General features: G+C 70.4%; 28 protein-coding genes. 11 read left to right on the forward strand and 17 right to left on the reverse strand.

Annotated features, from left to right (window positions below; translation table 11 throughout):
* Positions 1–4: 4 nt before the first annotated feature.
* Positions 5–769 (reverse strand): N-acyl homoserine lactonase family protein, encoded by a 765-nt coding sequence (locus tag ACFOGJ_RS09615; RefSeq protein ID WP_379899665.1) that lies wholly within the window; start codon positions 767–769, stop codon positions 5–7.
* A gap of 106 nt (positions 770–875) precedes the next feature.
* Here ACFOGJ_RS09615 and ACFOGJ_RS09620 point away from each other — a divergent pair, with 106 nt between their 5' ends.
* Complete coding sequence (locus ACFOGJ_RS09620) at positions 876–1,367, forward strand: AAC(3)-I family aminoglycoside N-acetyltransferase (RefSeq protein WP_379899667.1); 492 nt, start codon at positions 876–878, stop codon at positions 1,365–1,367.
* Positions 1,368–1,395: 28 nt separating this feature from the next.
* Here ACFOGJ_RS09620 and ACFOGJ_RS09625 read toward each other — a convergent pair whose 3' ends face one another.
* The 4 genes from ACFOGJ_RS09625 to ACFOGJ_RS09640 all read right to left on the reverse strand — a co-directional run bounded on the left by ACFOGJ_RS09625 (position 1,396) and on the right by ACFOGJ_RS09640 (position 4,606).
* On the reverse strand, positions 1,396–1,941 hold the full coding sequence (locus ACFOGJ_RS09625; protein WP_379899669.1) for an MAPEG family protein: 546 nt from the start codon (positions 1,939–1,941) through the stop codon (positions 1,396–1,398).
* A gap of 67 nt (positions 1,942–2,008) precedes the next feature.
* A complete protein-coding gene (locus ACFOGJ_RS09630; protein ID WP_379899671.1) occupies positions 2,009–2,725 on the reverse strand; it encodes a gamma-glutamylcyclotransferase family protein in 717 nt (238 codons plus the stop codon).
* A 38-nt stretch (positions 2,726–2,763) separates the two neighbouring features.
* On the reverse strand, positions 2,764–3,921 hold the full coding sequence (locus tag ACFOGJ_RS09635; protein ID WP_379899673.1) for a winged helix-turn-helix domain-containing protein: 1,158 nt from the start codon (positions 3,919–3,921) through the stop codon (positions 2,764–2,766).
* Positions 3,922–4,102: 181 nt separating this feature from the next.
* Entirely contained in the window at positions 4,103–4,606 is a 504-nt protein-coding gene (locus ACFOGJ_RS09640) for an SRPBCC family protein (protein ID WP_379899675.1), read from the reverse strand.
* Between the two features lie 250 nt (positions 4,607–4,856).
* Here ACFOGJ_RS09640 and ACFOGJ_RS09645 point away from each other — a divergent pair, with 250 nt between their 5' ends.
* Positions 4,857–5,789, forward strand: coding sequence for an ABC transporter ATP-binding protein (locus ACFOGJ_RS09645; protein WP_379899677.1), 933 nt, complete (start codon positions 4,857–4,859; stop codon positions 5,787–5,789).
* A complete protein-coding gene (locus ACFOGJ_RS09650) occupies positions 5,786–6,547 on the forward strand; it encodes an ABC transporter permease (RefSeq protein ID WP_379899679.1) in 762 nt (253 codons plus the stop codon). The genes ACFOGJ_RS09645 and ACFOGJ_RS09650 overlap by 4 nt, the downstream gene beginning before the upstream one ends.
* A 9-nt stretch (positions 6,548–6,556) precedes the next feature.
* On the opposite strand, the gene ACFOGJ_RS09655 is transcribed toward ACFOGJ_RS09650, so the two are convergent.
* The gene (locus tag ACFOGJ_RS09655) at positions 6,557–7,111 is read right to left on the reverse strand and encodes a 3-hydroxyanthranilate 3,4-dioxygenase (RefSeq protein ID WP_379899682.1); all 555 of its coding nucleotides are present in this window, start codon (positions 7,109–7,111) and stop codon (positions 6,557–6,559) included.
* Between the two features lie 75 nt (positions 7,112–7,186).
* Between ACFOGJ_RS09655 and ACFOGJ_RS09660 the strand changes: the two genes are divergently transcribed.
* Both ACFOGJ_RS09660 and ACFOGJ_RS09665 read left to right on the forward strand, forming a co-directional pair.
* On the forward strand, positions 7,187–9,340 hold the full coding sequence (locus ACFOGJ_RS09660; RefSeq protein ID WP_379899685.1) for a xanthine dehydrogenase family protein molybdopterin-binding subunit: 2,154 nt from the start codon (positions 7,187–7,189) through the stop codon (positions 9,338–9,340).
* Positions 9,337–10,290: a dihydrodipicolinate synthase family protein gene (locus ACFOGJ_RS09665; protein WP_379899687.1), complete on the forward strand. Its 954-nt coding sequence runs from the start codon at positions 9,337–9,339 to the stop codon at positions 10,288–10,290. The genes ACFOGJ_RS09660 and ACFOGJ_RS09665 overlap by 4 nt, the downstream gene beginning before the upstream one ends.
* On the opposite strand, the gene ACFOGJ_RS09670 is transcribed toward ACFOGJ_RS09665, so the two are convergent.
* The 4 genes from ACFOGJ_RS09670 to ACFOGJ_RS09685 form a co-directional block, all read right to left on the reverse strand.
* Positions 10,287–11,141 carry a DUF547 domain-containing protein gene (locus ACFOGJ_RS09670; RefSeq protein ID WP_379899689.1) on the reverse strand — a complete coding sequence of 285 codons (855 nt, stop codon included), beginning with the start codon at positions 11,139–11,141 and terminating at the stop codon, positions 10,287–10,289. The genes ACFOGJ_RS09665 and ACFOGJ_RS09670 overlap by 4 nt on opposite strands.
* Entirely contained in the window at positions 11,138–12,523 is a 1,386-nt protein-coding gene (locus ACFOGJ_RS09675) for a radical SAM protein (RefSeq protein WP_379899691.1), read from the reverse strand. Before ACFOGJ_RS09675 ends, ACFOGJ_RS09670 begins: the two co-directional genes overlap by 4 nt.
* A 135-nt stretch (positions 12,524–12,658) precedes the next feature.
* Positions 12,659–13,714, reverse strand: a complete 1,056-nt coding sequence (locus ACFOGJ_RS09680) for an EndoU domain-containing protein (RefSeq protein WP_379899694.1) — start codon at positions 13,712–13,714, stop codon at positions 12,659–12,661.
* Between the two features lie 63 nt (positions 13,715–13,777).
* Positions 13,778–14,263: a MarR family winged helix-turn-helix transcriptional regulator gene (locus ACFOGJ_RS09685; RefSeq protein WP_379899696.1), complete on the reverse strand. Its 486-nt coding sequence runs from the start codon at positions 14,261–14,263 to the stop codon at positions 13,778–13,780.
* A gap of 80 nt (positions 14,264–14,343) precedes the next feature.
* Between ACFOGJ_RS09685 and ACFOGJ_RS09690 the strand changes: the two genes are divergently transcribed.
* Both ACFOGJ_RS09690 and ACFOGJ_RS09695 read left to right on the forward strand, forming a co-directional pair.
* Positions 14,344–15,069 carry a DUF899 domain-containing protein gene (locus tag ACFOGJ_RS09690; protein WP_379899698.1) on the forward strand — a complete coding sequence of 242 codons (726 nt, stop codon included), beginning with the start codon at positions 14,344–14,346 and terminating at the stop codon, positions 15,067–15,069.
* Between the two features lie 57 nt (positions 15,070–15,126).
* The gene (locus ACFOGJ_RS09695) at positions 15,127–15,906 is read left to right on the forward strand and encodes a VOC family protein (RefSeq protein ID WP_379899700.1); all 780 of its coding nucleotides are present in this window, start codon (positions 15,127–15,129) and stop codon (positions 15,904–15,906) included.
* A gap of 37 nt (positions 15,907–15,943) precedes the next feature.
* Here ACFOGJ_RS09695 and ACFOGJ_RS09700 read toward each other — a convergent pair whose 3' ends face one another.
* Genes ACFOGJ_RS09700 through ACFOGJ_RS09715 form a run of 4 tightly spaced genes read right to left on the reverse strand, consistent with a single transcriptional unit; the run spans position 15,944 to position 17,312 of the window.
* On the reverse strand, positions 15,944–16,357 hold the full coding sequence (locus ACFOGJ_RS09700) for a CopD family protein (protein WP_379899702.1): 414 nt from the start codon (positions 16,355–16,357) through the stop codon (positions 15,944–15,946).
* A gap of 1 nt (position 16,358) precedes the next feature.
* Entirely contained in the window at positions 16,359–16,646 is a 288-nt protein-coding gene (locus tag ACFOGJ_RS09705; protein ID WP_379899704.1) for a DUF3817 domain-containing protein, read from the reverse strand.
* Positions 16,646–16,909, reverse strand: a complete 264-nt coding sequence (locus ACFOGJ_RS09710; RefSeq protein ID WP_379899706.1) for a hypothetical protein — start codon at positions 16,907–16,909, stop codon at positions 16,646–16,648. Before ACFOGJ_RS09710 ends, ACFOGJ_RS09705 begins: the two co-directional genes overlap by 1 nt.
* A 7-nt stretch (positions 16,910–16,916) precedes the next feature.
* The gene (locus ACFOGJ_RS09715) at positions 16,917–17,312 is read right to left on the reverse strand and encodes an ArsR/SmtB family transcription factor (protein ID WP_379899708.1); all 396 of its coding nucleotides are present in this window, start codon (positions 17,310–17,312) and stop codon (positions 16,917–16,919) included.
* A gap of 161 nt (positions 17,313–17,473) precedes the next feature.
* On the opposite strand from ACFOGJ_RS09715, the gene ACFOGJ_RS09720 reads away from it, so the two are divergent.
* Positions 17,474–18,373 carry an aldo/keto reductase gene (locus tag ACFOGJ_RS09720; protein ID WP_379899710.1) on the forward strand — a complete coding sequence of 300 codons (900 nt, stop codon included), beginning with the start codon at positions 17,474–17,476 and terminating at the stop codon, positions 18,371–18,373.
* 26 nt (positions 18,374–18,399) lie between these two features.
* Here ACFOGJ_RS09720 and ACFOGJ_RS09725 read toward each other — a convergent pair whose 3' ends face one another.
* From ACFOGJ_RS09725 to ACFOGJ_RS09735, 3 genes are all read right to left on the reverse strand, one after another.
* Positions 18,400–18,762, reverse strand: coding sequence for a DUF6616 family protein (locus tag ACFOGJ_RS09725; RefSeq protein ID WP_379899712.1), 363 nt, complete (start codon positions 18,760–18,762; stop codon positions 18,400–18,402).
* A 22-nt stretch (positions 18,763–18,784) separates the two neighbouring features.
* Entirely contained in the window at positions 18,785–19,780 is a 996-nt protein-coding gene (locus ACFOGJ_RS09730; RefSeq protein WP_379899714.1) for a GlxA family transcriptional regulator, read from the reverse strand.
* A gap of 119 nt (positions 19,781–19,899) precedes the next feature.
* A complete protein-coding gene (locus ACFOGJ_RS09735) occupies positions 19,900–20,589 on the reverse strand; it encodes a DJ-1/PfpI family protein (RefSeq protein ID WP_379899717.1) in 690 nt (229 codons plus the stop codon).
* A gap of 253 nt (positions 20,590–20,842) precedes the next feature.
* Here ACFOGJ_RS09735 and ACFOGJ_RS09740 point away from each other — a divergent pair, with 253 nt between their 5' ends.
* The 3 genes from ACFOGJ_RS09740 to ACFOGJ_RS09750 all read left to right on the forward strand — a co-directional run bounded on the left by ACFOGJ_RS09740 (position 20,843) and on the right by ACFOGJ_RS09750 (position 22,932).
* Positions 20,843–21,568 carry a DUF6064 family protein gene (locus ACFOGJ_RS09740; protein WP_379899719.1) on the forward strand — a complete coding sequence of 242 codons (726 nt, stop codon included), beginning with the start codon at positions 20,843–20,845 and terminating at the stop codon, positions 21,566–21,568.
* A gap of 155 nt (positions 21,569–21,723) precedes the next feature.
* A complete protein-coding gene (locus ACFOGJ_RS09745; RefSeq protein ID WP_379899721.1) occupies positions 21,724–22,374 on the forward strand; it encodes a hypothetical protein in 651 nt (216 codons plus the stop codon).
* 108 nt (positions 22,375–22,482) lie between these two features.
* Positions 22,483–22,932, forward strand: coding sequence for a hypothetical protein (locus ACFOGJ_RS09750; RefSeq protein ID WP_379899723.1), 450 nt, complete (start codon positions 22,483–22,485; stop codon positions 22,930–22,932).
* Positions 22,933–23,260 lie beyond the last annotated feature (328 nt).

Below are 23,260 nucleotides of genomic sequence, written 5' to 3' on the forward strand. Positions count from 1 at the left end.
GCCCTCAGCCCAGCCGGACCGGCGCCTGGGGCACGTCCTGCCAGAAGGCGGGGTCATGGCCGTACATCAGGCGGATACCTTGCGACTCCATGCGGCGCAGGTGGCGGAACACCGCCAGCATCGCCTCCGGGTCGGCAGCCCTGCCGGGCACCTGCATGCGGTCCAGCGATTCTTTCAGGTAGCAGGCATCGCCGCAGAGCAGGAACGCGCCGCCGGTCTGCGTCTGCACCCGCAGCGACTGATGGCCCGGCGTGTGGCCGTAGGTGGGCAGGCAGACGACACTGCCGTCGCCGAACACGTCATGCTCGCCCTCGACCTGGCGCAGGCGCTGGCCGGTGTCGAACTCGCTGTCGTAATAGCCGCGGCCCTGGCCGGAGACGGAGCGCGCATGGGCCAGTTCGCGCGCCTGCAGCAGGATGTCGGCATTCGGCAGCTGGGCGTTGCCGCCGCAATGGTCGAAATGCAGGTGGGAGTTGATGACCAGGTCGATCGCTTCGGGCGCAACCTCGGTGGCCGCCAGCCGGGCGGCGATCTCCTCGCCGGGCGCATAGTCGAAGCTGAAGACCTTCAGGGTCGGGGCACCGAGATGGGCGGCGGCATCGTGCTGGCAGTCGATATGCATGCCCGCGTCGAACAGCACGCGCCCCTTCGGATGCACGATCAGGTAGGCAGGCACCGGAATCGTCAGATGGCCGGGGGCGCCGCCCAGCAGCATGTCATAGGGCATCGTCATAACGCCGCAGGTATAGGCGTAGAGCTGGACCGGCATGTTTCCCCCGTGGACCAGTGCGCAATGCGATTGCGGGATAGAATGCCCGCGGCGCAGATCCCGGCAAAGGGCCGGGGCAGCACTGCGTGGAAGGATCGGCGGCAGGATGTCAGACGAAAGCCATTCGGTGCGGCGGCTCGGCCCCACCGACCTGGCCGATGCCCGTGAACTGCTCGACCTGTTCGGAACCGCCTTCGCGGAGCCGGCGACCTATGGCGGCGCGGTGCCGGACGACGCCTATCTGAGGCGGCTGCTGGGGCGGGAGCATGTGCTGGTGCTGGTCGCGGACCGGCCGGGCGGGATTGCCGGCGGCCTCGTCGCCTATGAACTGGAGAAGCTGGAACAGGCGCGCAGCGAGATCTACATCTACGATCTTGCGGTGGCGACGGCCTGCCGCCGGCGCGGCGTGGCAACCGCCCTGATCGGGGCATTGCAGCGGATCGCGGCCGCGCGTGGCGCCTGGGTGATCTTCGTGCAGGCGGACCATGGCGACGATCCGGCCATCGCGCTCTACACCAAGCTGGGCAGCCGCGAGGATGTGCTGCACTTCGATATCCCCGTGCCGCCCTCGGATGGCGGCATGCCCCGGAAGGCATAGCCGTTGTCGCCTGACAGCGCCTCACACTTCACGGCGATGCGCCAGTCCCCGCGATCAGGCAGACGAAGCCGGCGATCGTCAGGATCACCGTCGGATAGAAGGTGAGCGCGAAGCCGAAGGCCCGTGCCGCGGCGCCGCGGCGATAGCCGAGCACGAACAGCAGCCGGCCGATCACGAACAGGATCACCGCCGCCGGCACCGCTGCCATCCAGGCCCGCGGTGCGACCGCGGTCCAGAACAGATGCGCCAGCACCGCGATCACCGCCTGTTCCAAAGTGTTCTGCAGCACGGCCTGCAGCACATGGGCGCGGTCGGTGCCGGGGGTCAGACCGCCGCCGTCGATATCGGCCGGGGTGAAGAAGCGGTGCCGCGCCAGGTTGCCGATCGCCAGCACCAGGCAGGCCAGGACGGCGGCGTCCCATTGCAGGGTGAAGAGGATGCGCTGCGCCGGCTGCGCCAGCGGGGTCAGCGCCGCCGGCTGCCAGAGCACAGCGCCGGCCAGCACCACCAGCGAGAGCAGCAGGGCCAGAAGCATGTTGCGCAGCACGCCGCGCTGTTTCGTGTCGAGGGCCATGACGGGCACCTTCCGATCCGTTTCGCAGTGACAAGATTTCAGGTTCGGCCGCGAGCCACAACCGGGATCATTCGATGCGGATCCGGGGGAAGATCTCCGGCAGCGCGGCCTGCAGCAGCCTGTCGATCCGCACCGCGTTCTTGCGGTAGACGAAAGGGCGCCTGGGATAGATCCGGTCGTTCACCCAGTGCGCCGACCAGCCGGTTGTGCTGTCGATGCATTCCCGCGCGAAGCCGTCCAGGTCGTAGCGGTCCTGAAGTTCCAGGCAGCCGCTGACGAAGACGTCGACATAGGACTGGACGATCGGCGTCTCCGGGGTCGCCGCGCCGACATGGCTCTCCGGCGTGACATAGAGCCAGACCTGGCCGTTGGGCCGCGGCTGGCCGCCCAGCATCTTCAGGTCCGCGGGCGGAACCAGCGACCGGCAATAGATATATTCGCGCCTGTCGGTGCGGTGGATATCGGCCGCATCGTCCAGCCGGTAGATCGCCGCAATCATGCTGGCATCCGGGTCGGGACGGACGCCCAGATAGACCGGCTGCGGGCCGGGGTCGGTGCCGGGGTCGATCCAGCCCCGCCGGAACCCGGCCACCCGGACGGGCAGGCTGGGGCCGGACTGCTTCACCGTCCGCGCCTTCGATGCCGTTTCCATCAGGCTGCCATAGCCCAGGGTGTATTGCGGCATCTGCGGATCGGGGTCGGGATGGCAGTCGTCGGCCGCGGCGGGCAGGGACGCTAGAGACAATGCGATGCCGGCGGCCAGGGACAGGAGGCGAGGGTGCATGAGGCTGGTCCTTTCGTGATGCCGACGGGCGCTGCGCCTCATTCGCCGAACTGGAAACCTTCGAACCGGTGCAGCGCCTCCTCGATCCGGGCCTTCAGTCCGGCCGGCCGGCGGCCCTCGGTCCAAGTCCAGTTCTGTATCAGGAGGCTGCCGGCCTGCCGGTCTGCCTTGAGGTCCAGCGCCGCGACGATCCGCTCTCCGTCCAGCACCGGCAGGGCGAAATAGCCGAGCCTGCGCTTCGCCTTCGGCACATAGGCCTCGAACAGATGGTCATAGCCGAAGAACAGCGACAGACGCTTGCGCTGGATGATCAGCGGGTCGAACGGCGACAGGATGTGCAGCAGGTCGGGCAGGGGGGCTGCGGCCCCGTCCAGGGCTTCCGGCGTGGCCCAATGTTCCGTCTTGTCCGCGCCTTCCAGGGCCACCGGGCGCAGCTTCCCGCGCCGCACCCGGCTTTCGATCCGCTGGCGGATCGCCGGCTTCCGGCCGGCATCCAGGTGACAGATCGAGTCCAGGCTGACAACGCCCTGCGACCGCAGCGCCCGGTCCAGCAGATAGTCCAGCAGCTGCCCTTCGGTGGCCGCCCGCGGCTTTGCCGTCCAGCCGAAATGCCGGTCCGTCAGGTCGTAGCTCTTCAGCATGCCGTCGCGGGCGGCGATGGTCAGCGCGCCGGTGAAGAAGGCGAGCTGCAGGGCCTTCTTCGACGGCTTGCGGCTGCCCCAGGCATGCGTCTTCTCCACCAGGGTATCGTCGTCGATGTCGCGGATGGAGATCGGCCCCTGGTCGCGTACCAGCCGCATCACCTTGCGCATGTCGGCGGGGCGCACCGTGCCGAACCAGGATTTCGATTCGCGGCCGAACTGCCGCATCGCCGGCAGGAAAAAGCGGAAATCGGCCGTGGGCACGTAGGACAGCGCATGGGTCCAGTATTCGAAGACGCTCTTCTCGCCGCTCTGCGCGGCCTGCAGGTCGGCACGGCGATAGTCCGGGATGCGGGACCAGAGGATGTGGTGGTGGCTGCGCTCGACGACGTTGATGGTGTCGATCTGGACATAGCCCAGATGCGCGACGGCGGCGCGCACGGCCTGCGGGCCGGCACCGAACGGCGCATCCGCATCCAGTCGCTGCGCCCGCAGCCAGATGCGGCGGGCGTGAGTGGCGGACAAGGGCAGGGGGGCAGGGGGCGGCTTCGGCATCGGCGAGAGATTAGCCGCCCGCATACCCTCCGGCCCAGCCTTGTCTGCCGCCGCACCGCCATGCGGCCGCTGCAGGGATCGCCCGAGGGGCTTCCAGGTCGAACTTCGTCAGCTGCGTCAGTGCCTGCACTGCGCGATGCCGGTCATCCGACGGCCTCCTGCGCGGCATCCGTACCGGCGTTCAGAGCGTCGCCGCCAGCTCGGCCAGCTGGTGGGCCACGATGCCCCAGCCTTCTTCGAAACCCATTTCCAGGTGGGACTGCCGGTCCGCCGCCGTCCAATGGCGGGCGCAGGCGGTGTAGCGGGTGCCACCGCCCTCCGGCACGAAGTCGATGATGCCGGTCATGAAGGGCTTCTCCGACGGCCGCCATCCGGCCGTGTAGGCATCGGTGAAGACCAGGCGTCGGTTCGGCACCACCTCCAGGTAGACGCCGTCATTGGGATACGCCTTGCCCTGCGGGTCGCACATGGTGATGCGGCAGCTGCCGCCCGGCCGCAGGTCCAGAACCGCATGCGATACCGACCAGGGCCGCGGACAGAAGAACCGCTTCAGGAGATCCGGTTCGCTCCAGCAGCGGTACAGCAGCGGCGGCGGGGCGGGAATGAACCGCGACAGGACGAGGTCCCGCGGGTCGCCGGCTTCGGCATCGCGGCGATCGGCTTTGGCGGCAGGACTGGCGGGCATGGTCGGCTCCTATGCGACGGGGCTGTGATTGCCCCCAGGACGCGCGACCGGTGTCGCGGCCGACATCGGCGGGCGAGATTTTTCCCAGCCGCGGATCCCGTCCGGTGCATGGCTGCGAAACGGCCGGCGGGGGCTGTCATTTCCGTGCCGCTTTCCTATGTCATGCAGGCGCCCCGGAAGGGGGCCGCCATATCCAGGCCCCCGACAGGGGCCGCGACCCCTCTACGCCGTCCCGTCAGGAAGGGCTTCCGTGGATCCCATTGTCGTCATCTCCGGCCTGGACAAGGTCTATGCCGGCGGCCATCACGCGCTCAAATCGGTCGACCTGGAGATCCGCCGCGGCGAGATCTTCGCCCTGCTCGGGCCCAACGGAGCGGGCAAGACCACCCTGATCGGCATCGTCTGCGGCCTGGTGCGCCCGACCTCCGGACGGGTCACGGTCGGTGGCGCGGACATCCGGCGCGACTATCGCGCGGCGCGGTCGCGGATCGGCCTGGTGCCGCAGGAACTATCCACCGACATGTTCTCCACGGTGTGGCAGACACTCGTCTTCAGCCGCGGCCTGTTCGGCAGGTCCTCCGACCCGGCGAAGGTGGAGCAGGTGCTGCGCGACCTGTCGCTGTGGGACAAGCGCGACGCGAAGATCATGACCCTGTCCGGCGGGATGAAGCGCCGGGTGCTGATCGCCAAGGCCCTGGTGCACGAACCGGAGGTGCTGTTCCTGGACGAGCCGACCGCGGGGGTCGATGTCGAGCTGCGCCGCGACATGTGGGCACTGGTGCGCCGGCTTCGCGAACAGGGCACCACCATCATCCTGACCACCCACTATATCGAGGAGGCGGAGGAGATGGCCGACCGGATCGGCGTCATCGACGGCGGCGAGATCATCCTGGTTGAGGAGACAGCCGCCCTGATGCGCAAGATGGGCCGCACCGAGGTGACGATCGGCATCGCCGAACCGCTGCCGGCGGTACCGCCGGGCCTGGAGGACTGGGCCATCGGCCTGTCGGAGGATGGCTGCGTGCTGACCGCGACCCTGGGCGGGGGCGAGCAGCCGGACGATGCCGGCGTCGCCGACCTCCTGAAGGCGCTGGCCGCCCGTGGCGTCGACGCCCGCACCATCGCCATGGAGCGGTCGTCGCTGGAAGACATCTTCGTCGACCTGGTGGGGCGCCGGCCATGAACCTCTATGCGGTCCGCGCCATCTACCTGTTCGAGCTGGGGCGCACCTGGCGGACCCTGTTCCAGAGCATCGCCTCCCCGGTGCTGTCGACCTCGCTCTACTTCATCGTCTTCGGCGCCGCGATCGGCAGCCGGGTCGACCAGGTGGAGGGGATCGACTATGGCGCCTTCATCGTGCCGGGCCTGATCATGCTGACCCTGCTGACGGAGAGCATCTCCAACGCCTCCTTCGGCATCTACCTGCCACGCTTCACCGGCACGATCTACGAGCTGCTGTCGGCGCCGGTTTCGGTGACGGAGACCCTGCTGGGCTATGTCGGCGCGGCGGCGACGAAGTCGGTGATCCTGGGGCTGATCATCATGGCCACCGCGCGGCTGTTCGTGCCCTACGAGATCGCGTATCCGGCCCTGGTGATCGCCTTCCTGGTGCTGACGGCCGTCACCTTCAGCCTGTTCGGCTTCGTCCTGGGGGTCTGGGCGGAAGGCTTCGAGCGGCTGCAGATCGTGCCGCTGATGATCGTCACGCCGCTCGCCTTCCTGGGCGGCACCTTCTACTCGATCTCCATGCTGCCGCCGTTCTGGCAGACGGTGACCCTGTTCAACCCGGTGGTCTACCTGGTCAGCGGCATGCGCTGGGCGTTCTACGGCCGGGCCGATGTCTCGGTCTGGATCAGCTTCGGCATGACCCTGGTCTTCATGGCGGTCTGCATCGGGATCATCGCCTGGATCTTCCGCACCGGATACCGGCTGCGCAGCTGAACGCCGCAGCTACAGCGCCACCCAGCCCGCCGGCGGTTCCCGCCCCGGATGGACCGCACCGCAGCTGCCGCAGCGGCGCTTTTCGGCATCGCCGTAGAAGGCGTCGAACAGCGGCGGCAGGTCCTTCACGATGTCGGTGACCTGCACCTCCACCCGGTGCACCAGGGCGCCGCAGTCGAAGCAGTACCATTCGAACCCGTCCCAGTGGGTCGGCCCGCGCGTGCCCTCGACCACCAGGCCGACGGAGCCGGGGACGGGGCGCTGCGGCGAGTGGCGCACATGCGGCGGCAGCAGGAAGACCTCTCCCTCGCGGATCGGGATGTCGTAGATCTGCCCGCCCTCGACGACCTTCAGCAGCATGTCGCCCTGGATCTGGTAGAAGAATTCCTCCACCGGGTCGTCGTGGAAATCGACCCGCATGTTCGGGCCGCCGACGATCATCACCACCATCCCGGTCTTCCGGTCGAACAGCTGCTTGTTGCTGACCGGCGGCTTCAGCTGGTCGCGGTTGCGCGCGATCCAGTCCTGGAAGTTGAAGGGGGTCAGGCTGGGATGGACGTTCATCTTGTGTCTCCGCTTCCTCGGCGCGCCCATCCTGCCTATGGCAGAATGCCGGTCCAGGCAATTCCCGGAAGCACGATGCCAGACAGCGATACCCAGAGTGAACCGGCCGCCGGGATCGGCATGCCCCTGCGCCGCCGCGAGGACGCCGCCCTGCTGCGCGGGGAAGGACGCTATGTTGCGGATATCGACCTGCCGGGCGCGCTGCATCTGGCCTTCCTGCGCAGCCAGCTGCCGGCCGGGCGCATCCGCGGCTGCGACACCGCGACGGCAGCCTGCGCCCCGGGTGTCGCGGCAATCTTCGATGCCGCCGACCTGGGGCCGCTGGGGAACCTGACGGTCGCTACGCCGCTGTCGCGGCAGACCGTCCCGCCCTATCCGGTGCTGGCCGATGGCCGAGTCGACGCGGTCGGGCAGCCGGTGCTGGCGGTGCTGGCGGACAGCGCGGCCCATGCCGCCGATGCCGTCGAGATGATCGACCTGGACGTCGAAGCGGCGGCGGCGGGCGCGGGCGATCCGCTGCTGGCGGAGGACTGGTCGGCCGGTGACGCGGCGGTGGCGTTCGCCGCGGCCAGCCATGTGGCGCATGCGGAGATCCGCCATGCCCGCCTGGCGCCCTCGCCGATTGAATGCCGGGCCATCGCGGTCGATGTCGGGCCGGAGGGCGAGACTGTCACCGTCTGGCTGTCCAGCCAGACGCCGCACCGCGCGCGCAGCGAACTGGCCGCGATCCTGGGCATCGACGCCGGCCGGATCCGGGTGATCGCGCCCGATGTCGGCGGCGCCTTCGGGATGAAGGCCTCCCTCTATCCAGAGGAGGTGGTGGCGGTCTGGGCCGCGCTGCATCTGCGCCGGCCGGTCCGCTGGACCGCGAGCCGGGGCGAGGACCTGCTGGCGGCCAGCCATGGCCGCGGCCTGACCTGCCGCGGCCGCCTGGCGGTGGACGGGGAGGGGCGCTTCCTGGCCCTGGAGGCGGAGGTCGAGGGGCCGCTGGGGCACTGGCTGACCACCAGCGCGCCGGTGCCGCTGTGGAATGCGGGACGCATCCTGCCGGGCCCCTACCGGGTACCGGCCCTGCGGATTGCGGTGCGGGGGCATCGCAGCCACACCGCGCCGGTCGGCATCTATCGTGGCGCCGGCCGGCCGGAAGCGGCGATGCTGATGGAGCGGCTGGTGGAGGCGGCGGCGCGCGGGCTCGGGCTGGACCCGGTCGAACTGCGCCGCCGCAACCTGGTGGGGCCGCAGGACATGCCCTGGCAGGGCGCCACCGGCACCCGGCTGGATTCCGGCGACTATCCCCGGCTGCTGGCGGAAGCGGATGCCGCCGCCCGGGCGGCCGGACTGCACCGGCTCCGCGCCCGCCGGCGCGCCGCCGGCGACCTGGCGGGCCTGGGCTGCGCCCTGTTCGTGGAACCCTGCGGGCAGGGCTGGGAAAGCGCGCGGGTGCGCTGGACGCCGAACGGGCGGGTGGAGGCCTTCCTGGGCGGCAGCAGCCAGGGCCATGGCCGGGAGACGGCGGCGGCGCAGATCCTGGCGGATCTGTTCGGCCTGCCGGCCGAGGCGGTGGAGGTGCGCCACGGCGATACCGCGACCTGCCCGGCGGGGATCGGTGCCCTGGCCAGCCGCAGCACGCCGATCGGCGGCAGCGCGCTCCTGCAGGCCGGGCGGCAGGTCCTGGCGGAGCTGGACGCCGGCAACCCGTCGGCTCCGGTCGAGGCGGAGGCCGTCTACACCGCGGCAGGGGAGGCCTGGGGCAGTGGCTGCCACTGGGCGCTGGTGACCGTCGACCGCGACACCGGCGCGGTCCGCGTGGAACAGATGATCTGCCTCGACGATGCCGGACGCATCGTCAACCCGATTCTGGTGGAAGGCCAGATCATGGGCGGCGTGGCGCAGGGCCTGGGCGAGGCGCTGCTGGAGCGCCTGGTCTATGACGATGCGGGCCAGCTTCTCACCGGCAGCCTGATGGACTACGCCTTGCCGCGGGCGGCCGACATGCCGCAGATCCGTGCCGGTTGCCTGCAGACCCCGTCGCCGGCGAATCCGCTGGGTGCGAAGGGGGTGGGGGAGGCCGGCACGATCGGCGCGCCGGCCGCGATCGTGAACGCCGTCCTGGACGCGCTGGCGCCGCTCGGTGTCCGCGATATCGGCCTGCCGCTGCGGCCGGAGTCGGTCTGGCGGGCGATCCGCGACGCGGCGTTGGCCGACAAGGAAGGGGGAACGGGGCGATGACCTACGACAAGCTGGACGCCAAGGCCCATGCGCGGGCCCATATGCGCGGCATCTGGGCCGCCGCGCTGACGCCGATGCTGCCGGACTTCGCGGTGGACGAGGCGGGCTTCCGCAAAAACATCCGCCACTGGGTCGACGAGCTCGGCATCGCCGGCCTGTTCATCAACGGCAAGCAGGGCGAGTTCTTCTCGATGTCGCTGGCGGAGCGCAAGCGCAGCTTCGAGATCGCGGCCGAGGAATGCCGCGGCAGCGCCCAGACCATCATGTCCTGCTCCGACCAGAACTTCGACACGGTGCTGGACCTGGGCCGCCATGCGGAGGCGGTAGGCGCCGACTATATCGTCGTGCATGCCCCGGTCCTGCATTTCATCCACGACCGCGACGACACCCTGTTCAACTATTACCGCCTGCTGTGCGAGGAACTGCGCATCGGCATCGCGATGTGGAGCCATCCGGACAGCGGCTACATCATGAGCCCGGAGCTCTGCGCGCGGATCGCCGAACTGCCGAACATCGTGGCGATCAAGTACAGCGTGGACCGCCAGCATTATCGCCGCCTGACCGAACTGGCCGGCGACAGCATCCTAGTCTCCACCGCGTCGGAGGAGGAGTGGCTCGACAATATCGTCGAGCTGGGCTGGCAGCTCTATCTCTGTTCCTCGCCGCCCTATCTGCTGCAGACGAAGAACGACCGCCGCATGCATGACTATACCGAACTGGCCTTTGCCGGCCGGGTCGAGGAAGCGCGGCGGGTCCGCGACAGCCTGGAACCGGTACGACGGGCGTTGAAGGGGACGCGCCCCGGTGGCAAGCCGCAGGCGCACCAGAAGTACTGGCAGGAACTGCTGGGCCAGGCAGGCGGGCCGGTACGGCCGCCGCTGCTGCAGCTGACGGAGGCGGAGAAGGCGGCGACCCGCGCGGCGTTCGAGGGCTGCGGCCTCAAACTCTAGGAACCGCTACCGCTGTCGTTCAGCGACCAGTCATAGTCATAGCCGTCGACCCGGCCGCGCATCCGGATCGCCGCCGCCAGTCCGGGGCGCGCCCGTGCAGCGAGCCGGTCCAGCACCGCCGCCTCGTCCGGGCCGAAATCCTTGCGGAACCAGAGCCAGATCTTTGACAGGGTCAGACGGCCCTCCGGCCCGACCGTGACGCCGCGCGGATCGTTCACATAGGCGCGCTCCGCGGCATCGAGCGCGGTGTCGAGCCCCTCAGCCCGCCAGGCCTGCGGCCGCAGGTTCGGGCAGCCGATGGCGGCGCAGTTCAGGGCGTAGTGGATGCGCGGCTCGTCGAAGAACGGGCGCAGGATCCGGTGCTCGATATCGTTCAGGCTCAGCGGCCGGCCGGCCACGGCCACCACCTCGCGGTCCCAGGGGCCGAAGGACAGCAGGCCGTCGTCGATGTCGCGGATGCTGGCCACCGGGTAGTGCGCCAGCACCAGCGCAACCGTTGCCGCGTTGTAGAGGTTGATCCAGTAGGCCAGCTGCTGGGGCCGGGTCAGCGATGCCGGCGGGACGGCCTGCAGCCGGTCGAGATAGGCCTGCAGCGCCGCACGGTCGGGCGCGGTGACCGCGGCATAGTCTATGCGGGTCACGCCGTCAGTGCCGGTCGTCAGGTAGCCGGCCAGAAAGCCCTCCCAGGCGTCATGGTCCAGCACCCGTCCCGGCGGGGCGGCGGAGGCCCCCCAGTCCGGGCCCAGGGGATGCGGCGCGGGAATGGCCGCACGCTCGATGGCCGCGCAGGCGGCGGTCGACAGCGCAAGCAGCAGGGCCGCCAGCAGCTGCCGGAACCGACCGGCGTTCATCGCCCGTCGTCCCCGGCCGCGGCGCGGAGCCGGCCCTTCAGCCGCTTGCGGGGCAGGGGGAGCGCCGCCGGATCGACCTCCGGCCGGGCCGTTGCGAGGCGGCCCGAGGCGGCGTCCCACCACCGGCGGCCGGCCGCGGTCTCCACCCGCGCCGGCGCGAACAGGTGCCGGTCGCGGGCGGCGTTGTGCACGCACATCGACAGCGGCCCCTCTGCCGTCATCACCATGAAGACGCAGGCGCGGCAGCGCTCGGCATCCAGGTCCGTCGCATCCATGAAGTCGTGCACCAGAAGCGACAGCCGCGCGGGACGGAAGCGGGCGGCAGGCAGGCCCCGGCGCAGGCGCCAGAACAGAGCCAGGCAATGCCAGGCCAGCCGCAGGGTCAGGAGCGGCCGCCGCGGCAGCAGCCGCCGCAGGGTGGCGCGCAGTTCGAGATGCGGCTCCACCGGCCGCTCGACGGTCTCCAGCCCCGCGAACAGGTCGTGCAGGAGGCGGCGGTCGGCCAGTGCGGAGACGGCGCTTCGGCCCGCCACCAGGACCGAGGCATAGCGGCTGCAGGCCTCATGCCCGATTGCGGCGCTGTCGAAATCGAGTGCGCAGCCCATGCCCTCGGCAAGGGCGGACCGCAACGCCGCCGGTGTCACCGCAGCGGCACGGTCGCGCAGGACGCCGCGCCCGGTATCGGCCTGCATCTGGAACGAGGCCAAAGCCACGGTTGCGGCATGGTCGCGGAAGAAGCGGGCCAGGACCGGCAGTTCGTGCAGATTGCCGTCGAAGACCGTGGTGTTGAACAGCACCCGCAGGCCCAGCCCTTCCGCGCGACGGATATACTTCGCCCGCACCGGGTTCAGCGAGACCTCGGTGTCATAGCCCTTGCGGTCCTGGGTGAGATCGACATGGAAGGCGACATCGTCCAGCCCTGCCGCCGCCAGCCGGGCAAGCAGCGCACGGCTGGCCCGGATGCCGTTCGTCATCAGGCAGGAGCGCAGGCCCCGGCCGCGGATCTCGCGGCAGATAGCCTCCAGGTCTTCGGCGCTGCGCAGGGTCGGGTCGCCGCCGGAGATCTGCACCGGGGTACCCGGACCGTAATGGCTGCGCACCATGCGGATGCGGTCGAACAAGACCCGCAGCGGGACGTCGTGCGCCAGTTCGGCGCGGTCGGAGAGGTAGCAGAGGCGGCAGTCCAGGTTGCAGCGCTGCGTCACTTCCAGCGAGACGCAGGCCATCGGGTAGAAGCGGCCGGCGGTCTGCCCCGGCCCGTACTGACCCGCCTGCTGCAGTGCCTGGCGCAACGGCTGGCGGCGATCGCTGCCGGCGAAGCGCGGACCTGCCGGCCGCGTGTGCGGGTCCGGCGCATCTGCGCGATCTGCGGCCTGGGGCATGACCTTCCTCCGTTCCAGCGGCCGGGGGCTTGCCCGAACCGCATCCCGCAGGATGACGGAGACAGGGTGACGCCGTGGTCACGAGACGGTGCGCAGGCCCCGGACCGGCATCACGATTGCGCCAGCATCCGTCGGTCAGGCCGGTCCCGCGCAGAGGCAGCCGGCGGCAGGCGCGCCGCCGTCGCAGGCGGGGGAGGCATCGGGATAGAAGGTGCGTATGGCGCCGTCGCGCGCCACGAAGACCGCCAGATAGGGCTCGCCCGCCTGCGGTGTCACGCGGTGCAGGCAGACGGTGTTGCCCGGCCGGTCGCCGACATCCTGCAGCGCCCGGCCCGCCTCCACGAACAGGCCGTGGGCGTCGAGGCCGAGGGCATAGCCCTTCGGGCAGGCCGTTCCCTGGCCGCCGCCGGGGCGCCGGTAGCGCACGCCGATCGTGTAGATCGGCGGCGCGATCTCCATGTCACCGCAGGCCGGATCCAGTCCGCCCCAGTTCCGTTCCTGCATCTGCAGATAGCGCGGCGCATAATGCAGGCCGCCGATCGTTCCGTGACCCGGCTCCCCGCAGAAGATATGGGCGAAGCCATCGGCGGCGAACCAGGCTGCCGCGAGGGCATCGGCAAAATCCGCGGGCGGCGTGCCGGCGGGCACCTCCAGGTCCTGGCGAAGGCGGGCGATCGGCTGTTCGAGGCCCGGATCGTCCAGCTTCCGGCGGAAGGCGGCGCGGTCCGGCCGGCTCCCCCAATCGCCGCAGAGGTCCAGGACGGCACGGTCCAGTGCATCGAGAGCCGGTGCAGGCGGTGCCGGGTCGAGGTCTGCACCAGCCGGTTCCCGGTCGTCGAAGAACGGCATCAAGGCAGCCGTTTCGCCATCGGCCGCCGGTCCGGCCGCCAGCTGCCCGCAGGACAGGGCAACCCAGCGGCGCGACGGTTCGGCGCCGGCGACGCTGACATGGACATGGCTGCCGCCGCGCTTGTTCAGGGCATGGGCGCGATAGTCGGTCCCCGGCACCAGGTGGACCTCGCCAGGATTGCTCCCCTTGCGGATGCTGGCCGGGGCGGGACAGGCGCGGTCGGCTTGAAAGCGTCCCTCGACCTCGTAATAGCCATGCGCCACCGGCGCCGGGAACAGCAGCAGGAGCGCGAGCAGCGCTGCCCGAACCGGCTGCCAGTCCCGGGTCCCTGCTGCCTGCATCGCCGCGTTCCTTCTGCCGCCCCGTCGCCAGGCCGGCACTGTGCCATGTCCGGCGGCGGCGCGTCAGCTTCCGGACAGGCTGCGCAGGTCCTGGCGCAGGGCCTCTGGGTCGCCGGGGCCGGCGCCCGCGGCGAGCAGCGCGTCGATCCTGCGATGGCTGTCCTGCCAGATCGGCAAGGCGCGGGCGAGGAGGGCAAGGCCGTCATCCGTCAGCGCCAGGCGCCGCCCCCGGCGGTCGCGGGGATCGGCTTCCACCCGGACCAGGCCGCGGCGCTGCAGGGGCTTGAGCGCGGCGGTCAGGGTGGTGCGGTCCATCGCCAGCAGGCCGGCGACATCCGTCATGCCGGGGGGCTCGGGGCGGTTGAGGGACATCAGCAGGGAGAACTGGCCGTTGGTGAGGCCGCAGGGTCGCAGCGCATCGTCGAAATGGCGTGCCAGGGCACGCGCTGCCCGCTGCGCATGCAGGCAGAGGCAGGTGTCGCGCACGTGCAGGGTGGTGGCGAACGGAACCGGCCGGTCGTCGACGGCGCTGAAATCATCCTTTGACATGGCTTCCATAACGTTGATATCAACATATCTGTCGCTGCAGGGCAAGATGCCCAGCAGGAAGGTTTCGGACGGAGAGCGGGATGACAGCAACGGCTGAGAACATGCGCGCGGCCTGGCTGGAGGCACGGCTGGACCTCCTGCAGCGGGAAAAGGCGGCAGCCCGGCTGCGCGACGAGCTGACGGCTGCGCGCATGGCATTGCCGCGCCTGCCGGTGGACAAGGACTATCGCTTCATGACGGCGGCGGGCGAAAGGGGCCTGGAGGAACTGTTCGACCGACGCAGCCAGCTCATCGTCTACCATTTCATGCTCGGTCCCGGATGGCAGGCGGGCTGCCCCGGCTGTTCCTTTCTGGCCGATCACCTGGACGGCACCCTGGCCCATCTGAACCATCACGACGTGACGGTGACGGCGGTGTCCCGCGCACCGTTGCCGGAGATCGAGGCCTACCGCCGGCGCATGGGCTGGCAGTTCCCCTGGGCCTCGTCCCACGGCAGCGACTTCAACTACGACTTCCACGTCTCCTTCACCGAGGCGCAGCGGCAGGGCCGGGTGTTCTACAACTTCACCTGGATGGAGGGCAGCGAGGTGGGGGAGGAGAATCCGGGGGTCAGCTGTTTCGAGCGCGATCCGGACGGCCGTGTCTTCCACACCTATTCCAGCTATGCCCGCGGGCCGGAGAGCCTGATCACTACCTACATGATCCTCGACCTCGCGCCGAAGGGGCGCAACGAGGCGGAGATCATGGACTGGATGCGCCGGCACGATGAGTACGAGGTGCTGCCGGCTGCGGCCGGCCACCGTTAGACGGGTCGGCAGCGCACCACCTTCCGAGGCACGCAGACAGCAACGAGGAGTAGGCTGATGGCCAGCCAACAGGGACGGTTCGTCTGGTACGAGCTGATGACGACCGATACGGCAGCGGCGGAGCGCTTCTACCGCGAGGTGGTTGGCTGGTCGGCGGCCGATGCCGGGATGCCGGACATGGCCTACACGATCCTCTCCGCCGGGGAGGCGCCTGTCGGCGGCCTGATGGCACTGCCTGCGGAGGTCGCCGCGGCCGGCGGGCAGCCGGGCTGGATCGGCTATATCGCGGTCGACGACGCGGAGGCGATGGCAGAGCGCGCCAAGGCTGCGGGCGGCGCGGTGCATCGTGCGCCCGAGGACACTCCCGGGATCGGCCGCTTTGCCGTCATCGGCGACCCGCACGGCGCCGTCTTCGCCCTGTTCCAGGCCACGGATGGCGGCGAAGGGCCGCCTGCCGCACCGATGGGCACCCCCGGCCATGTCGGCTGGCGCGAATTGATGGCCGGCGACCTGGACAGCGCCTTCACCTTCTATGCCGGCCTGTTCGGCTGGACGAAGGCGGAAGCGCATGACATGGGGCCGATGGGTGTCTATCAGCTCTTCGCCACCGGCGGCGAGACGGCCGGCGGCATGATGACGAAGCCTGCAGAGGTGCCGGCGCCGTACTGGGGCTATTACTTCAACGTGCCCGAGATCGAAGCCGCCGCCGCCCGCGTGAAAGCTGCAGGCGGGCAGCTGATCAACGGACCGATGGAGGTCCCCGGCGGCTCCTGGGTCATGCAGGGGCTGGATCCGCAGGGCGCCCTGTTCGCCCTGGTGGCGCCGCCGAAGGGTTGAGGCGCGGGCGGCCCGGTACCGGTGGACCGGTGGCGGATCAGAACGGCTTCACCATTGCAAGGAAGACCACCGCCGGTGCCGCCAGCAGCAGAAGCGGCAGGCCGAAGCGTGCCGCCATGTCCGGCGCAGCGTCTTCGGCCTGCCGGCGCAGCCGGCCGGCGAGGCCCCCGTGCAGGGCCGAAAGCAGCACCACCAGGGCCAGCTTGGCCATCAGCCACGGCGCCGTGAACCAGCCGGCCTCTACGGCGAGCCACAGCCCCAGCGCCCAGGTTGCCGCCATTGCCGGGACCGTGGCACGGCGGTCCCAGCGCAGTGCCAGGACGGCGATCCCGGCATCGGCCCTTGTGCTGGCCGCACGCAACGCCAGTGCGGCCAGCAGCATGCCGGCCAGCCACAGCAGGGCGGCACAGAGATGCGCCGCCCTGAGCCAGGGATAGAGCTGGTCGACCATCTCAGCTTCCGGCCTGCCGGCGCGACAGCCAGCGCTCGTTGACGAGCCCGCCGAAGGGCAGCATGGCGCCGAGCAGGAGCCGGCCGGAAGCCCGCCAGGGCAGCTCGCCGGCCGCGCAGCTGCGCGCCAGCAGCCAGAGAAAGGCGAGGAAGGCCGTGCCATGCACCGGCCCCATCACCGCCGCCGGCAGGCCGGCGAGATGCTTCAGCGGCACGGCGATTCCGATCAGGACGAGCAGGGTGATCGCTTCCGCGACCGCCGCGAGCCGCAGGGGGCGAAGCGGCGCCATCAGGCGACTTCGCGCAGCAGGCCGTCGATCGCGTCGAGCCGCGCCCGAACCGCCGCCACGTCCGATTGCAGCGACCGCATCGCCGCGGCGGCCTCGACCTGCGCGGCTGCGGCGCGGTCGGCAAGGGCGCGCAGCTCCACCTGCGCGTCCTGGGCGGCGCGGCCGGCGCGGGCCACGGCGAGATACTTCATGCCGAAGATCGCGAGGATGGTCGCCAGTACCAGGACGGTGACCAGGAGGAAAAGCGAGGCATGGTCGTTCATGGGATCCTCATTTGGAAGGTGCCGGCCGGGATGTCGGGAGCGGCGCTGTCAGCCCCCCGGCAGCCTCGGCCAGGCTCTGCGGGCTGATGCGGAAGTCGAAGGCCGTCGTGGCGAACCAGTTCAGGGTCTTGCCGTCGGGCGCGATCTCCATGCGGCTTTCCACCAGGCCGGCACGCTCCAGCCGCTTCAGGTGCATGTGCAGCAGCGGCCGGCCCATGTTCAGGTCGCGGGCCAGCTGGCTGACATAGGCGCGGCCCTGCCGGTGGAGCAGCCCGAGGATGCGCAGCCGGTGCGGGTTGGCGAGGGCTTCCAGCGCGGCGAGGAGCCGGTCGCCGTCGGGCGCTGCGCCGCCAGGGGGGGCTTCCCCGTGGCGTTCCAACCCTTGCCGCTCCGCCTTCGTCATCCCTCGCAGTCACCCTATGTCAGAATTTTCTGACACCTATCAGATTCATCTGACATATAGCAAGCCGGTGGCCGTGGGAGGGGCAGGGACCTACCTAGTAGTGGTCAATCGGAAGACAGGAGCACCGCATGCATCGGCACAGCCACCCAAGCAGGCGCGGCGTGCTGGCTGGCGCCGCCGCCCTCGCGGCGGCGGCGGCACTGCCGCGAGGCGCCGCAAGGAGCGCGGCGCCGACGCCCGGCACCCGCCGCATCCCCTCAACGGGGGCGGAAATCCCGGCCGTCGGCCTGGGCACCTGGATCACCTTCAATGTCGGCAGCGATCCGGCCCTGCGGGCCGAATGCGTCGCGGTGATGGAGGCCTTCTTCGCCGCCGGCGGCGGTGTCATCGATTCCTCGCCGATGTACGGCTCCGCGCAGCCGGTGGTCGGCCATGGCCTGCAGGCGTTGGGCCATCCGGAAGGCCTGTATGCGGCCGACAAGATCTGGACCTCGTCGGGCGAGGAGGGGCCGTCGCAGATCGCCCGCAGCCGCGACCACTGGACCGTCCCGCGCTTCGACCTGCTCCAGGTGCACAACCTGCGGGCCTGGGAGGCCCATCTGCCGACCCTGCAGCAGATGAAGGCCGACGGGCGGCTGCGCCATGTCGGTATCACCACATCGCACGGCCGCCGCCACGACGAATTCGAGCAGGTGATGCGCAGTCACGACCTGGACTGCGTACAGCTGACCTACAACATCGTCGACCGGGAGGCGGAGGCACGGCTGCTGCCGCTGGCGCAGGACCGCGGCATGGCGGTGATCGTCAACCGGCCGTTCCGGCAGGGCGCGCTGATCCGGCAGCTGGCCGGCGCGCCGCTGCCGCCGGGCGCAGCGGAAGTCGGCGCCGCCAGCTGGGCCCAGGTGCTGCTGAAATACATCCTTTCGCATCCTGCCGTGACCGTCGCGATCCCGGCCACCCGGGTGGTCGGCCATGTGCAGGAGAACAAGCAGGCGGCCCTGGGCGCGATGCCGGACCCGGCGATGCGCGCCCGCTGGGCCGCCCATGTGGCGGAACTCTAGGCCGGCTTGCGCGCGCGTGCGGCCGTTCAGCCTGCCGCCGGCTGCGGGTGCTGCAGGGCGACATTGCCGGCGAGCAGGTCCGCCGGGGTGAGGGCCGTGCCGCTGACCGCGACCTGGTCGAAATACCCGTACCAGCCGGACTCGCGGATCGCCGCCTCGAAACCGCGCTGGAATTCCGCGGAAGGCACGCGGTAGACGCAGAAGAAGTCGTAGGGGGCGCGATGGTCGGTGGCGGGGTCGTTGTAGCCCCAGCCGAGGACTTCCACCCCCTGCTCGGCAAGGCCGCCGACCGCGCCCAGGATGCCGTCGGCGAAAGCCCGTCGCTCGGCTTCGTCGAGCGACAGCCAGGCCGGGCGGTAGTTGTAGAGTTCGACGAATATCTGCTGCATCTCCGGTCCTTCCTTGCGTGGGTCACGGGCAGGCCGGCACCGATGCCGGCCGGGCGAAGCGACTGCGATACTGTGCCGGCACCATGCCGTAGCGGCGCAGGAAACAGCGCCGCAGATTCTGTTCGTCGCCGAAGCCGCAGCGGCGGGCGACCTGCTTGATCGGCAGCTGCGGGTCCAGCAATGCCTGGCAGGCGGCCTCCAGCCGCAGCAGTTCCACCGTCCTGGCGGGGGTCCTGCCGGCGGCCCGGGCATAGCGCCTGGCGAAGGTGCGCGGCGCCATGCCGGCCCTGGCGGCGAGTGCCTCGACCCGCAGGTCGGCATCCAGGTTGTCGACGATCCAGGCATGCAGCCGGTCGAAGGCCGGATCCGCCGCCGTCTGGGAGGCGAGGGCGCTGGAGAACTGGCGCTGCTCCCCCGGGCGCTTGACGAACATCACCATCAGCCGGGCCAGCTGCATGGCGGCGGCATGGCCGTGGTCCTCCTCCACCAGCGCCAGGGCAAGGTCGATGCCTGCGGTGAAGCCGGCGGAACTCCATACCGGTCCGTCATGCACGAAGATCGGCTCCGGTTCGACCGACACGGCGGGGTGGCGGCGCTGCAGTTCGCCGGCCGCCTCCCAGTGGGTGGCGAGACGCCGTCCCTCGGCAAGGCCGGCAGCGGCCAGAAGAAAGGCGCCGGTGCAGACGGAACACAGGCGCCGCGCCGCCGCGCCGTTGCCGGCGAGCCATGCCACGAGGTTGGGCGGCACGGGCGGTGCCTGCGGCGGTCCGCCGCCGGGCACGATGATGGTATCGATCGCGGCGGGGTCGATCGCGTCCAGCGCCAGGGTGTCGATCGACAGGCCGGAGACGGAGCGTATCGGACCGCCCGGGACCGAGGCGACCGCCACCCGGTAGGCCGGCGGCGATTGCGACAGGACATGGCCGGACACCACAGTGAAGGCGTCTGCCGGCCCGACCAGGTCGAGCAGCGCGACCTCCTCGAAGGCGAGGAGCAGGATCGTCCGCGTCTTCGCCATCCGCCGTCGCTCCACCATGCCGATCCTGCCGCGAAGGCTAGCGTCTTCGCGACGGCGCCGCCATCGATCCTCCAATGCAGCAGGGGCGCTGCGGGTCACGGCCGGGCCCCCGGCCGCGGTCAGTCCGCGCCGGCAGGCTGTCGACGGTCGCGGACGGCCTGCAGCCGCTCCAGCGGCATCAGTTCCGCCAGCTGGCCGCGGGCAGCCGCCAATGTCTCTGCCGGCGCCAGTTCCGGCCGCCCGGTCCCAAATGGGGGCTCCGGCGCATATTCGAACAGAAGCTCGAACAGCCTGCCAGCCTCCTCGCCCATGATCTGCCCGATCATCGCGATGCCGAAGTCGACCCCGGCGGTCATCCCGCCGCCCGTCGCGCGGTTGCGGTCAATGACCACACGGGCGTCGGTCGGAATCGCGCCGAACAGGGCCAGGCTCTCCCGCGCGTACCAGTAGCTCGCCGCGCGGTAGCCCTGCAGCAGGCCGGCCGCGCCCAGCAGCAGGGAGCCGTTGCAGACGCTCGTCACCCAGCCGGCCCGTGCGCCCCGGTCGGCGACGAAGTCCAGCGTACGGTCATCCTCCAGCTGGGCGAACAGGGCCTTCGTGTTGCCGGGCACGAACAGAATGTCCGGGTCCTGCCAGCAATCCTCCAGGCCGTGGCTGGCCAGCACGGTGACGCCGGCATCCGACGGCACGGGCCCCTTCTCATGCCAGACGGTCTGGCACTGGACGTCCGGCAGCATGCCGAAGGCCTGCATCGGGGCGGCAAGGTCGATGAAGGTGAAGCCCGGAAAGACGAAAGACAGGACTTTCATGGTCGGCACTCCCTGGACGGCGGCTCTGCTTCCGTTCCGAAGCTTGCCGGCGCCGGCGCCGGCGCGGCAATGACAGCCAGCCGTCATTTCCTGCCAGGCGGCGCCGGCCATGACCGCACCGGGCATCACCGCACTGGGCATGGGCGCACCGGTTCTTGTCACCGCGCATCTGCGAGGCAGATTCCCATGGGCGACAAGGCCGGTGAGCCAGGGGCTTGCGCGCCTGGGAAGATCGAAGGATTGCGGCGACGGGATGCTGGCAGACCTGACGACATACCGCCCGGAGGACTTCCTGCTGTTCGGGCCGGAGGTCTACTGGCGCCTGTTCGCGCTGCAGAACGCCGCACTCTGGCCGCTACATGTCGCAACGACGGCCTTCGGACTGTTCCTGTGCGCCGTGGCATCGGTTCCGGAAGGGCAGGGAAAACCGCCTGCCGGGCACTGGCTGGTCCGGGGTGCGGCCACAGGACTGGCGCTGCTCTGGCTGCTTGTCGGCTGGACCTTCCTTCTGGACCGCTATTCTCCCGTCAACTGGGCGATCGACTATGCGGTCCCGCTCTTTGCGCTCGAGGCGGCGCTCCTGTTGGCCTGCGCTGTCCCGGCCGGCAGCCTGCAGCCTGCGGCCGGCTGGACGGCCCGTCGCATCGCCGGCCTCGGCCTTCTGGGCTACGCGGTCCTGCTGCATCCGTTGACCGGGCTGCTGGCGGGGCGGCCCTGGAACGAGGCGGAGGTCTTCGGTCTTGCGCCGGATCCGACCGCTATGGCGACCCTCGGCATTCTGCTTGCCGCCGCGGACCGGGCTTCCGCCGGCCGCTGGCTGGTGCTGATCGGCATGGCCGTGCCGCTGGCCTGGTGCCTGGTCAGCGCCGCGACCCTGCTCACCCTCGGTGGCTGGGCCGGCTGGTTGCCGCTGGCCGCGGCCCTCCTGGCCGTCGCCGCGCTGGCAGCTGGCGGCCATCGCGGCCGGGCCGGCGGCTGATCCCTCTCCCGGCGCTGCACTGACACGCCCCGGTCGGCGGGGCCGAACCGGGCAGGGGGCGCCGGCGCATCGGCGGGAACCGAATCACGGCCTCCAGGGTTCCGTTCGACGATGTTTGGAGTTCGGCGACCGCGGCCGCGGCGGGAAGGCCCTTTATGATGCAATCTCCCCTGACCGACACCATGCGCAGGGCCGCAATGGTCCTGGCAGTAGGATGCCTTGCCCTGCCGGCGATGCCGGTCCGGGCGCTCGATTGCGGAAATCCGCTGGTGATGCCCGATTGCCGGGGCGACGCCGCGGGGGCCGGTTGCGGCATCCTCTACCTGCAGATTTCCAACCTGGTGGAGGACGGACCCGTCCTGAACGGCCTGTCCCTGGCACCTGAAGCTGCCGCGCGTGAAAGCGCGGCCCGGGGTCCTGCGGCCGCCCAGTGCGCCCTGGCCCCCAGCGGGCCGCTTCCGCCGGCGGATCCGGGAAGCCCGGACCGCGACTGCGTGGCGTTCCTGCTGCCCGCCTGCACCTACGGCATCCAGGCGGAGTTCGGCGATGGCAGCCGGTCGACGGCGGAAGGCATCCTCATCGCACCCTCTCGCAGCACCGGGACCGCAGGTCGTGCCGATTGCGCGAAGGTCACTGTCGATCTGGCCGGCCGCCAGGTCTCCTCGACCGCACCGGACGACTGCGCCGGGGATGACGGCGCGCGGCCGCTGGCGAATATGGCGGCGGCGGAGATGCCGGTTTCCCTGGCTTCGGGGAACGATGTGACCGCGATCACGCATTCCGGCACGCATCGCGCGGAACCGTAAGGGAAGCGGCGTGTTCTCCGACTGATCCGCCAGGGCCGCTACGCTCGGAGGGGCGCAAGGATCTGGGGCCTGGATCTGGCGGGTGGGACACACGGAAAGGACGGACAGATGAAGAAGAGCATTTTCGCCATGACCCTGGGTCTGGGCCTGGCTGCCGGCGGCACCGCGATGGCTGACGATTGCGGCGCGCCGCGCACCATCGACTATTGCGACGGCGCCAGCGCATGCGGCGTGATGTACGTTCCCTACTACGACGCCAACAACCTGACGCCGAACATCACCGATGTTACGGTCACCGGCCCCCGCAGCGTGTCGGTGGAACTGCCGCCGGTCGGCAACAACCGGCCGGAATCGGTTTGCCTCGCCTACTTCCTGCCGGTCGGCACCTACAACGTCACGGCGACCTTTGCCGACGGCACGTCCAGCTGGTCGAAGGGCGTTCAGGTCGACCAGATGCGCACTGCGGTGACCTGCCCCCAGGTCAGCATCGACCTGGCCTATCGGCGTCTGTCGAACGACCCGATCCTCTGCCGCGGCCTGGTGCGCTCCGCCTCCTAGGCCAAAGCCCAGTCCCGGCCCGTCAAAGCCTGCGCCGGAACCCGGCGCAGGCGACGGGCGGGAGACCGGGCAGTGCGGCTGCCGAACGTGCCGGCCCCGATGGGCCGGCATTTTCATGTCCGCCAGGTCCGAATCCGGCTGGCGGATTGTGACGGTCGTCGCTCCCGCTGTGGAAGCTACAGGATGGTGGCGCCGGTGCGGATTGCAGGCCGATGGCGCCGCCGTCGATTTTCGCTGCCCCAATGTCCGCCGGCGGCATGAGACCTCATCGGCCAGTCGCGGCTGTGCTGCCGCCTGTCCCCGTGGCCGGCGTGGCGGCGCGGGCCAG

Source organism: Marinibaculum pumilum, assembly GCF_042646425.1.
In the GTDB taxonomy this organism is placed as follows: domain Bacteria; phylum Pseudomonadota; class Alphaproteobacteria; order Ferrovibrionales; family Ferrovibrionaceae; genus Marinibaculum; species Marinibaculum pumilum.

Bases quoted from the DNA above. Each gene is read 5' to 3' on its own strand.
- ACFOGJ_RS09615 (WP_379899665.1), bottom strand. From the start codon at position 769: ATGCCGGTCCAGCTCTACGCCTATACCTGCGGCGTTATGACGATGCCC.
- ACFOGJ_RS09620 (WP_379899667.1), top strand. From the start codon at position 876: ATGTCAGACGAAAGCCATTCGGTGCGGCGGCTCGGCCCCACCGACCTG.
- ACFOGJ_RS09625 (WP_379899669.1), bottom strand. From the start codon at position 1,941: ATGGCCCTCGACACGAAACAGCGCGGCGTGCTGCGCAACATGCTTCTG.
- ACFOGJ_RS09630 (WP_379899671.1), bottom strand. From the start codon at position 2,725: ATGCACCCTCGCCTCCTGTCCCTGGCCGCCGGCATCGCATTGTCTCTA.
- ACFOGJ_RS09635 (WP_379899673.1), bottom strand. From the start codon at position 3,921: ATGCCGAAGCCGCCCCCTGCCCCCCTGCCCTTGTCCGCCACTCACGCC.
- ACFOGJ_RS09640 (WP_379899675.1), bottom strand. From the start codon at position 4,606: ATGCCCGCCAGTCCTGCCGCCAAAGCCGATCGCCGCGATGCCGAAGCC.
- ACFOGJ_RS09650 (WP_379899679.1), top strand. From the start codon at position 5,786: ATGAACCTCTATGCGGTCCGCGCCATCTACCTGTTCGAGCTGGGGCGC.
- ACFOGJ_RS09655 (WP_379899682.1), bottom strand. From the start codon at position 7,111: ATGAACGTCCATCCCAGCCTGACCCCCTTCAACTTCCAGGACTGGATC.
- ACFOGJ_RS09660 (WP_379899685.1), top strand. From the start codon at position 7,187: ATGCCAGACAGCGATACCCAGAGTGAACCGGCCGCCGGGATCGGCATG.
- ACFOGJ_RS09665 (WP_379899687.1), top strand. From the start codon at position 9,337: ATGACCTACGACAAGCTGGACGCCAAGGCCCATGCGCGGGCCCATATG.
- ACFOGJ_RS09670 (WP_379899689.1), bottom strand. From the start codon at position 11,141: ATGAACGCCGGTCGGTTCCGGCAGCTGCTGGCGGCCCTGCTGCTTGCG.
- ACFOGJ_RS09675 (WP_379899691.1), bottom strand. From the start codon at position 12,523: ATGCCCCAGGCCGCAGATCGCGCAGATGCGCCGGACCCGCACACGCGG.
- ACFOGJ_RS09680 (WP_379899694.1), bottom strand. From the start codon at position 13,714: ATGCAGGCAGCAGGGACCCGGGACTGGCAGCCGGTTCGGGCAGCGCTG.
- ACFOGJ_RS09685 (WP_379899696.1), bottom strand. From the start codon at position 14,263: ATGTCAAAGGATGATTTCAGCGCCGTCGACGACCGGCCGGTTCCGTTC.
- ACFOGJ_RS09690 (WP_379899698.1), top strand. From the start codon at position 14,344: ATGACAGCAACGGCTGAGAACATGCGCGCGGCCTGGCTGGAGGCACGG.
- ACFOGJ_RS09695 (WP_379899700.1), top strand. From the start codon at position 15,127: ATGGCCAGCCAACAGGGACGGTTCGTCTGGTACGAGCTGATGACGACC.
- ACFOGJ_RS09700 (WP_379899702.1), bottom strand. From the start codon at position 16,357: ATGGTCGACCAGCTCTATCCCTGGCTCAGGGCGGCGCATCTCTGTGCC.
- ACFOGJ_RS09705 (WP_379899704.1), bottom strand. From the start codon at position 16,646: ATGGCGCCGCTTCGCCCCCTGCGGCTCGCGGCGGTCGCGGAAGCGATC.
- ACFOGJ_RS09710 (WP_379899706.1), bottom strand. From the start codon at position 16,909: ATGAACGACCATGCCTCGCTTTTCCTCCTGGTCACCGTCCTGGTACTG.
- ACFOGJ_RS09715 (WP_379899708.1), bottom strand. From the start codon at position 17,312: ATGACGAAGGCGGAGCGGCAAGGGTTGGAACGCCACGGGGAAGCCCCC.
- ACFOGJ_RS09725 (WP_379899712.1), bottom strand. From the start codon at position 18,762: ATGCAGCAGATATTCGTCGAACTCTACAACTACCGCCCGGCCTGGCTG.
- ACFOGJ_RS09730 (WP_379899714.1), bottom strand. From the start codon at position 19,780: ATGGCGAAGACGCGGACGATCCTGCTCCTCGCCTTCGAGGAGGTCGCG.
- ACFOGJ_RS09735 (WP_379899717.1), bottom strand. From the start codon at position 20,589: ATGAAAGTCCTGTCTTTCGTCTTTCCGGGCTTCACCTTCATCGACCTT.
- ACFOGJ_RS09740 (WP_379899719.1), top strand. From the start codon at position 20,843: ATGCTGGCAGACCTGACGACATACCGCCCGGAGGACTTCCTGCTGTTC.
- ACFOGJ_RS09745 (WP_379899721.1), top strand. From the start codon at position 21,724: ATGATGCAATCTCCCCTGACCGACACCATGCGCAGGGCCGCAATGGTC.
- ACFOGJ_RS09750 (WP_379899723.1), top strand. From the start codon at position 22,483: ATGAAGAAGAGCATTTTCGCCATGACCCTGGGTCTGGGCCTGGCTGCC.